The organism is Cyanobium sp. ATX 6A2, from assembly GCF_024346355.1.
Classification (GTDB): Bacteria; Cyanobacteriota; Cyanobacteriia; order PCC-6307; family Cyanobiaceae; genus NIES-981.
Genome location: NZ_JAGQCU010000032.1, coordinates 1 through 7,205, shown reverse-complemented (window position 1 = coordinate 7,205; position 7,205 = coordinate 1). Strand labels below are relative to the sequence as shown.

General features: G+C 68.3%; 12 protein-coding genes. 6 read left to right on the top strand and 6 right to left on the bottom strand.

The features are described 5' to 3' along the window. Positions 1–87 precede the first annotated feature (87 nt). Positions 88–360, top strand: a complete 273-nt coding sequence (locus tag KBY96_RS15930) for a hypothetical protein (protein ID WP_396122344.1) — start codon at positions 88–90, stop codon at positions 358–360. On the opposite strand, the gene KBY96_RS15925 is transcribed toward KBY96_RS15930, so the two are convergent. Beyond that, on the bottom strand, positions 323–2,032 hold the full coding sequence (locus KBY96_RS15925) for an FAD-dependent oxidoreductase (RefSeq protein WP_254980531.1): 1,710 nt from the start codon (positions 2,030–2,032) through the stop codon (positions 323–325). The genes KBY96_RS15930 and KBY96_RS15925 overlap by 38 nt on opposite strands. A 95-nt stretch (positions 2,033–2,127) precedes the next feature. On the opposite strand from KBY96_RS15925, the gene KBY96_RS15920 reads away from it, so the two are divergent. The 5 genes from KBY96_RS15920 (at position 2,128) to KBY96_RS15900 (ending at position 5,448) form a co-directional block, all read left to right on the top strand. Further along, positions 2,128–2,601: a rhodanese-like domain-containing protein gene (locus tag KBY96_RS15920; RefSeq protein WP_254980529.1), complete on the top strand. Its 474-nt coding sequence runs from the start codon at positions 2,128–2,130 to the stop codon at positions 2,599–2,601. After that, on the top strand, positions 2,565–3,074 hold the full coding sequence (locus tag KBY96_RS15915; protein WP_254980527.1) for a sulfurtransferase: 510 nt from the start codon (positions 2,565–2,567) through the stop codon (positions 3,072–3,074). The genes KBY96_RS15920 and KBY96_RS15915 overlap by 37 nt, the downstream gene beginning before the upstream one ends. 54 nt (positions 3,075–3,128) lie before the next feature. Then, entirely contained in the window at positions 3,129–4,682 is a 1,554-nt protein-coding gene (locus KBY96_RS15910; RefSeq protein ID WP_254980526.1) for an acetolactate synthase large subunit, read from the top strand. A 324-nt stretch (positions 4,683–5,006) separates the two neighbouring features. After that, positions 5,007–5,213, top strand: a complete 207-nt coding sequence (locus tag KBY96_RS15905) for a hypothetical protein (RefSeq protein WP_254980524.1) — start codon at positions 5,007–5,009, stop codon at positions 5,211–5,213. Positions 5,214–5,301: 88 nt separating this feature from the next. After that, a complete protein-coding gene (locus KBY96_RS15900; protein WP_254978793.1) occupies positions 5,302–5,448 on the top strand; it encodes a hypothetical protein in 147 nt (48 codons plus the stop codon). Positions 5,449–5,473: 25 nt separating this feature from the next. Here the strand turns inward: KBY96_RS15900 and KBY96_RS15895 are convergent, their stop codons facing one another. The 5 genes from KBY96_RS15895 to KBY96_RS15875 all read right to left on the bottom strand — a co-directional run bounded on the left by KBY96_RS15895 (position 5,474) and on the right by KBY96_RS15875 (position 7,092). Beyond that, positions 5,474–5,710 (bottom strand): chlorophyll a/b-binding protein, encoded by a 237-nt coding sequence (locus tag KBY96_RS15895; protein WP_254980523.1) that lies wholly within the window; start codon positions 5,708–5,710, stop codon positions 5,474–5,476. A gap of 49 nt (positions 5,711–5,759) precedes the next feature. After that, entirely contained in the window at positions 5,760–6,035 is a 276-nt protein-coding gene (locus KBY96_RS15890; protein WP_254980522.1) for a hypothetical protein, read from the bottom strand. A 181-nt stretch (positions 6,036–6,216) separates the two neighbouring features. Beyond that, positions 6,217–6,483, bottom strand: coding sequence for a DUF1651 domain-containing protein (locus KBY96_RS15885; RefSeq protein WP_254978790.1), 267 nt, complete (start codon positions 6,481–6,483; stop codon positions 6,217–6,219). A gap of 7 nt (positions 6,484–6,490) precedes the next feature. Continuing rightward, on the bottom strand, positions 6,491–6,784 hold the full coding sequence (locus KBY96_RS15880; RefSeq protein WP_254980521.1) for a galactose oxidase: 294 nt from the start codon (positions 6,782–6,784) through the stop codon (positions 6,491–6,493). A 92-nt stretch (positions 6,785–6,876) separates the two neighbouring features. Beyond that, positions 6,877–7,092: a hypothetical protein gene (locus KBY96_RS15875; protein ID WP_254980520.1), complete on the bottom strand. Its 216-nt coding sequence runs from the start codon at positions 7,090–7,092 to the stop codon at positions 6,877–6,879. Positions 7,093–7,205 lie beyond the last annotated feature (113 nt).

Below are 7,205 nucleotides of genomic sequence, written 5' to 3'. Positions count from 1 at the left end.
TGCTCCGAACAGGGTCACAGACCGGCCCACCCATTGCCACAGCTGAGATCTGAGGGAGGCGAGCCGTCAGCCCCGGCGTAGCCGGGGCTGATCCTCCCGAGTTACACCACTCCATGGGACGCCGCTCAGCTGACCCTGGTGACGACGCTCTCCCCGTGCCCGATGTGCGCCGGCACCGCGGTGCTGCTGGGCCTGCGCCGGGTGGTGATCGGTGAACGGCGCAGCTATGTCGGCGCTGAGGAGTGGCTCCGGCAGGCGGGGATCGCCGTGGACTGCCTGGACGATCCGGCCTGCGTGGCCCTGATGGAGCGGATGCAGCGCCTCAAGCCCGATCTCTGGCAGGAGGACATCGGCCGCTGAGACGGGTCCGGGTTGATAGCCAAGGCAGTCGCGGTCCCCAGTGCTCCAGGGGCAGGAGGCGATCCAACACGTAGTGCAGCCGTCGAAGCCGCAGGTGCCAGATCGTGGTGCCGGAAAGACGGCCATAGGGAGCAAACCCCACCGGCATCCGGCGCGCCACCTCACGGGGGTTGATCGCGCTGAGCGGTTGCTGGCGTCGGACCGCCAGAGCGGCGGCAGTGGCCACGCCCTGACCGACCGAGACATTCAGCTCGATGATGCGCCCGGCGACTTCACCGAGGCCTCCCCAGCCCGAGGAGGGTCCGAGCACCGCCAGGTTGCCGATCCTACGAGGCAACGTGTGGCGATAGCCGAAGTTGAATGTGGGCTTGGCGGGCGTGATCGCCTCCGCAAGCCCACCACGGAAGTCGAGGTAATACGTGAAGGTGCCCAGCGCCTCGCTACGTGGAACACCTCCTTCAGCCATCCTCTCGGCCGTGAGCGCCTCGAGCGGATCGGCGATCTGATCGGCGGAGCGCACGTACAGCTCGGGGCTCCAGGTCACCGCCGTGGCCCCGTGATCCAGGAAGAAACGCGTCAGGTCATGCCTGACCGGCTCCGTCCAGGGCAGCGGTCGTCTTCCACCGGAGATCACGGCGCGGTTCTGCTCCTCGTCGTTGCGGAACAGGAGCGCATTGAAGCTGAGCCGGTCCGCCAGGATGGCGATGTTGGCGGGATCCAGCCGGCTCGAACCTCGCTCCAGATCGGGAGGTTCGGACCGCAGCCCATGGAAGGCGATCGGCATGGCGTGCGAGCGCTGATCGGCACTGTCCGCTGTGGCGGAATACGCCAGCTTCGGCCGCCCCTCGGTGTCAAGCAGATCGGCCCGCAGCTGCTCGGGGTTGCTGAGGTACTGCGGCCAATGCCGCAGCCAGTCCTGTGCCTGGTGATCCTCACCATCCAGCAGGCGTTGGGTGAAGCGGTGTTCCAGAGCGCGGACCTCGTCGATCGAGAGTCCTGCCACCTCAAACACCCAGCCCAACGAAAGGCTCTCGTGGGAGAGGGAACCAGGCCCGAGCCCGGCCAGCATCGGCACCCCGGCGCTGCGGGCCAGCCGTCCGCCGATGCTGGCGTCGATGAAGACGTCAGCGCTCAGCCGCCCGTGGCCGCGGGTGAGGAGGGTGCACAGCCTTGCACCTTCCCGCTGGGCGGCAACCAGGCCCGCCTGGGGCAGTACGGTGACACCCTCCTCCACCAGCGCTTTCCGGAAACCGGCAGCAGCCCGGCGGGGATCGACGGCGATCTCTCCGGCGCCGGAGATCGCAAGGAACCGCCCATAGAGCGAGGAGGAGGGAGCAAAGGCGGGCAGCCAGCGGCGCATGTCGCTGGGCACCTGATTGCGATCGAGGTAGGCCAGGCCGCCCCGCACCAGGGTTCCCCCCAGGCTGCTGTCGCTGTCGGCCTCGCTCAGGAGGGCCACCGCAGGCTGCTTGCGCTGGTCCTGCACTTGCAGCTGGCGAGCCAGTTCCAGGGCCGTCATGATCCCGGCCGGTTCATCGCCATAGACAAGGGCTGTGAAGTGGCGCTCCCCCCGATCCGGGCAGGGACCCCAGGCGGGGCTCACCTCCGGCGGGGCGGCACCCACCAGGAGCCAGGCCGCGAGGAGAGACGTGGCCAGCGGCGGCGGAACCACGGCGATGGACCATCGGCCGCGGTCGATGCTCGCATCAGACTGAAGGGCGCAGTGATCACAGCCGGTCGGGTGGCGGCTGGTGGAGGGCAGGGGTCATGGATGGCATCCCAGCAGGCACTGCGTCTGAATCACCACTGGCCTCGCCGCTGGTCTCGCCGCAGTGGCTTGCAGCCCATCTGGAGGATCCGGGCCTGCGGATCCTGGATGCGCGCTGGTTGTTGGGCTGCCTGCACGGCAGCGAGTTCACGGTCGACGACCGGGATGGCTACCAAGCCGGCCACATCCCCGGCGCCCAGTTCGTGGGCATGCAGTCGGAGCTCTCCGACTCTGACCATCCTGTGCAGGACATGCTGGCCCCGCCCGAACAGTTCGCGCTCGTGATGGGGCGGCTGGGAATTGGTGACGGCACCCTGGTGGTCACCTACGACGACATGGGGGTGCCCCTGGCCTCGGCGCGGCTGTGGTGGGCGTTGTCGTGCTACGGCATGAGCGGGTCAGGGTGCTGGACGGTGGACTGCGGCAGTGGCGAGCTATGGGTTACCCCATCAGCACCGCCGTGCCGGCGTTGAAGCCGGCACGCTTCACCACCCGTCGGCAGCCTGGATGGGTCGCCTCCCGGGAGGACGTGATCGCCGCTCTGGAGAAACCCGAGGTACTAATTCTCGACTGCCTGACTCCCGAGCGCTACCGGGGGGAGGCGGGAAATCCGCGGTCAGGGCATATCCCGGGGGCCATCAATGTGCCCTATCTGGCCAACATCGATCCCGCCCTGTCCACCCTCACAACGGCAGAACTGGAGCCTTGGCTCGACGCTGCCGACGCCTTCACCCTGGCACCCAGAGCCACGCTGAGCGAGCTGTACCGGCAGGCGGGTGTCACAGCGGATCGTGAGGTCATCACCTACTGCGGACGAGGCTATGCCGGGGCCTGCGGATTGCTTGCCCTGAAGTGTGTCGGCCACGAACACGTGCGGCTCTATGACGGCAGCTGGCTGGAGTGGAGCGCCGATCCCCGTCTGCCTGTGGAAAAGAACTGCGATTGATCGGTGTGCCACTGCTCCACGCCGAGGATGATCCCTGGGTCCAGCACGCAAGCCATGACCACAGGCGCCGACAGCCTGGTGCAGACCGCTCTGAATGCGGGGGTGGAGATCTGCTTCGCCAATCCCGGTACCACCGAGATGCCGATGGTGATCGCTCTCGAACGCGCACCCGGCATGCGGGTCGTTCTGGGCCTGTTCGAGGGCGTGTGCAGCGGTGCCGCCGACGGCTGGGCCCGCATGACGGGCCGGCCCGCCGCGGCCCTGCTCCACCTGGGCCCTGGACTGGCCAATGGGATCGCCAACCTGCACAATACGCGGCGGGCCCGCAGTCCGGTCGTCAACTGGATCGGCGAGCACCCCACCCGCCATCGGCCCTTCGATCCGCCTCTGCAGACCGACATCGCCGCCCTGGCGGGCTGTGTGGGCTGGACACGCAGCGTGGGCTCGGCGCAGGAGATGGCAGAGGCGAGCCTGGCGGCGGTGCAGGCGGCGCTCGGCCCGCCGGGGCGCGTGTCGACGCTGATCATTCCCGCCGATTGCCAGTGGGCACCGGGACCTGCCCCCCTCAGCGCCAGCGTCACCCCCACTTGGCGGGCCGCTCCAGATTCCGTGATCCAGGACGCGGCCCGTCTGCTCCGCACCGGGCGCACCGGACTCCTGCTCGGCGGCTCTGCACTCACGACGGCCGGCCTGCGCGCCGCGGCCCGGGTGGCGGCGGCAACCGGATGCCCGCTCTGGGTGGAAACCTTTCCCTCTCGCCAGGACTGTGGCCGTCACGTCCCCCAGATCCAGCCCCTGCCCTACTTCCCGGAGCAGGCCACCGAAGCGTTGGCGACTCTCAACGCCCTGGTGCTGGCGGGAGCACGGGAACCCGTGGCGTTCTTCGCCTATCCGGACCAGCCGTCAGGACTGCTCCCCGAGGGGGCGGAGGTCCATGCTCTCGCCGATCCCGAGGGTGACGTGGACGCGGCCCTGGCCCTGGAGGCGCTGGCCGAGACCCTGAACGCCCCGGCATGGGTCCTGCCATCAGCAGGTCCAGTGGAGGTGGCGCCCCGATCCGTCCCGCTCACACCCGATCGCCTGTGTCAGCTGCTGGCCGCGCAGCTGCCGGAGCGGGCGATCGTGGTGAATGAGGCCACCACGACCGGCTTCACCTGGAACACGGTGCACGCGGCGCAGGCGGCGCCCCACACCATGCTGTTCAGCACGGGGGGCGCGATCGGCCAGGGCCTGCCGAACGCCCTCGGTGCGGCGCTCGCCTGCCCCGATCGGCGCGTGATCGCCTTCCAGGCCGATGGCAGCGGGCTTTACACCCTCCAGGCCCTCTGGTCGATGGTGCGGGAGCAGGTCGACGTGACCGTCGTGGTGTGCGCGAATCGCTGCTACCGCATCCTGCAGGTGGAACTCGCGCGCGCCGGTTGCCGGGAGCCGGGCCCCACAGCTAGCTCTCTCACGGAACTCACACGCCCGGAGATTGCCTGGACCGATCTGGCGAAGGGCTTTGGGATGCCGGCTTGCCGCGTACACAGCGAGGTGGAGTTCGTCAAGGCGTTGGGGCGTTTCCTGGCTGAACCGGGACCGAGCCTGATCGAGGCGCTGCTCTCTTGAAGAGCACGACAGGCTGGTGGTTAGGCGGTGGTCCGCGACACCAGCCAAGCCGGGAGTCCGAACCGCACGTTGCTGCACCCGCCCGCGCCCTGCGGCTGAACCTGCCCAGGCGGGGATCGGCCTATCACCTGTGGCCAGCGCAGGGAGTCATTAGCGCACTGCCCCCATCCCTCGCCCTGAGCCGCTTGAGTTGCCAGCCGGTGTGCATCAGCTCTGCAGCTGCGGCCGTAGCCACCACGGCTGGTTCTGCGATGGCGCCCAACTGGGCAGTGGGCAGGTGTCCTACGGGATGCGGCGGTTGAGCGAACCCGCCAAGGTGCTGATGTGCGACTGCGGGCGCTCCCATGGCTACCCCCTCTGCGATGGCAGCCAAGCCGCCCCGACCCGGAGGCCCTGGTGGCGGCGATGGGGATGACGGGCTCGATCGTGCTGGCGGCCGATGACCCGGTTGCGCTGGCGTCCTTCTATGGCGCCCTGCTGGAGGTGGAGCCGCAGCCGGGGTTGAGCGCCAGCCACTGGCGTGTGCTCTGACCGGCCGGTGGTTGGCTCGAGGTCTACGCGCCGTCGCAGGGCAGACCGCGGTGATCGGCAGGCGGAGGCGCGGCTCAGCGGGAGCTGGATGGCCCATCTGCTGATCAGCGGTGCGGCGCTGCTGCACAACCTGCTGATCGACACGGCTCAGAAGCCTCGCCGGATCAAGCTCAGGGAGACGAATGCCAGAGATGCGAGGCCAAGAGAAAACCCCCAGGCCGGGCCCGGGGGTTGATGGACAGTTCGCGCTGGCGGGACCGTCAGAAGCAGAAGGGCAGGAACTGGGTGCGGCAGGTGGCGTAGCCATCCACCACGGCCCCAAGGCCAATTTGGTGGGCGATCCCGAAGCCCGTGAGGCCTTCCACCACGACGCCGATCACCAGGCCGAGCATGGCGGCGCGGCCGTTGAACAGTTCAGCGCGCTTGAGCTGATCCATGTGGATCCGCTCGGTGGTGCGTTCCTGCAGCCACTTGTCGCTGGCGGGGGTGTTGGTCATGGATGTGGTGGGTGAGTGGAGCTCGATCGTGTGTAGCGTCGTGAACCGCTCAGCTCGCGAGATCCGGCTGGAGCAGTGCGCTGACGAGCCAGGCGGTGAACAGAAGGACTGTGAGGGTGGCGATCATCGGGGCTCGTAGGGGGCGAGGTCGCTGGGGCGCGAGAGGACGAAGGCCACCAATCCTGTGAGCAGGATGACCAGGCCGGTGACGCCGGCAATGGCGGCGGAGTAGTCGGTGCTCATGGCGATCAACCCAGGCCGATCTGGGAATGATGCTCTGGCCGGTGAGCAGCTCGGTGCCGAGGCCGATCACGAAGCCGAGCATGGCCAGACGGCCGTTCCAGGTTTCGGCGAAAGCGACAAAACCAAAGCGGAGTGGTGTCGGACATGCTTGTTACGAAGTGTTAAGAGCACTCTAACAGTATGTAACGGATCTGTCTAAGGCCTTGGGCCCAGCCCTCCATCCCCGCCGGTTCGTCCTGTTCCACGCCTTGGGACCTGAGCTCTCACGGTGCCGGCAGCTGCCACTGCGGCGCGCACACCGTCCAGCCCTGCTCACGCTTCTGGCGCCAGAGACGGATGGCCTCCTCCCGGGTCAGCTCCCGCCGCCTCTTGAGCAGCGGCACCGGTTCGCCCGGCAGCAGCTCGCCGGAGGTCACCTCCAGTACCTGGTTGTGGCGGGTCCAGCGGCTGGGCCGGAAGTGCAGCACCTGGCGGCCATCGCTCAGCCAGCCTTCCCGTGGCGAGAGCGGAGGACGCTTGCTGGCGGCCATGGCCGGCTCAGCCCGCTTTCGGTGCCCAGCCCCGCTGCTGGGCCATGTCGTCGGTCCAGCCCTGGCAGCGGTGGGTGAGGTGCTCGCCTTGGGCGAGGAGGCTCTGGCGCAACTGGCAGGTCAGCAGGGGGATGCAGTTGACGCCGCTGTGGTGACGGAAGAAGTGGCAGGTCATGCAGACCATGCGGCTGCGACTGGGCTGGAGCTGCTGCCGATCGAGATAGGGCCAGTCCTCGACGGGCAGCTCGAGCCTGCCGCTGGAGGGCTCAGGGGAGGGGGAGCGGCGAAGACGGGAGCCCATGGCCTCAGAGCATGCGTACACCTGTACTAGCAGGAGTCGAGGCGGCGTGCTGTGCTCCCCGCAGCCGGCGGCCTGTGCGACGCGCTATCGCCTCAGCGCAGCGGCACGAAGATCCGGTTGCCGTTGGCCGGGTTGGTGAACACGGCGTTGCCCTGGATCAGCACCTCCCGCTCCCAGATGCCGCCAAGGGAATCCCGCAGAACCGAGACGGGGAAGCCTTCCTCCACCACCCGGTAGGTCATGGTCTGGCCGTCCTCCCAGTCGATGCGGACTGTGCCGTCGGCGGAGTGGCTGTTGTCAAGCGACATCCGGAATTGGTCCTCCGGCGACACGAAATCTGGCCCACCCTGTGGGGCTTTAGCCCCGGCTTGTTGACGCCGTAGCCGGCGCCGGTTGGTCTTGCTCATCAGTCGTTGGTGAT

Bases quoted from the DNA above. Each gene is read 5' to 3' on its own strand.
- KBY96_RS15915 (WP_254980527.1), top strand. From the start codon at position 2,565: ATGGGTTACCCCATCAGCACCGCCGTGCCGGCGTTGAAGCCGGCACGC.
- KBY96_RS15875 (WP_254980520.1), bottom strand. From the start codon at position 7,092: ATGTCGCTTGACAACAGCCACTCCGCCGACGGCACAGTCCGCATCGAC.
- KBY96_RS15890 (WP_254980522.1), bottom strand. From the start codon at position 6,035: ATGCTCGGCTTCGTGATCGGCCTCGGCACCGAGCTGCTCACCGGCCAG.
- KBY96_RS15920 (WP_254980529.1), top strand. From the start codon at position 2,128: ATGGATGGCATCCCAGCAGGCACTGCGTCTGAATCACCACTGGCCTCG.
- KBY96_RS15895 (WP_254980523.1), bottom strand. From the start codon at position 5,710: ATGACCAACACCCCCGCCAGCGACAAGTGGCTGCAGGAACGCACCACC.
- KBY96_RS15900 (WP_254978793.1), top strand. From the start codon at position 5,302: ATGGCCCATCTGCTGATCAGCGGTGCGGCGCTGCTGCACAACCTGCTG.
- KBY96_RS15885 (WP_254978790.1), bottom strand. From the start codon at position 6,483: ATGGCCGCCAGCAAGCGTCCTCCGCTCTCGCCACGGGAAGGCTGGCTG.
- KBY96_RS15880 (WP_254980521.1), bottom strand. From the start codon at position 6,784: ATGGGCTCCCGTCTTCGCCGCTCCCCCTCCCCTGAGCCCTCCAGCGGC.
- KBY96_RS15910 (WP_254980526.1), top strand. From the start codon at position 3,129: ATGACCACAGGCGCCGACAGCCTGGTGCAGACCGCTCTGAATGCGGGG.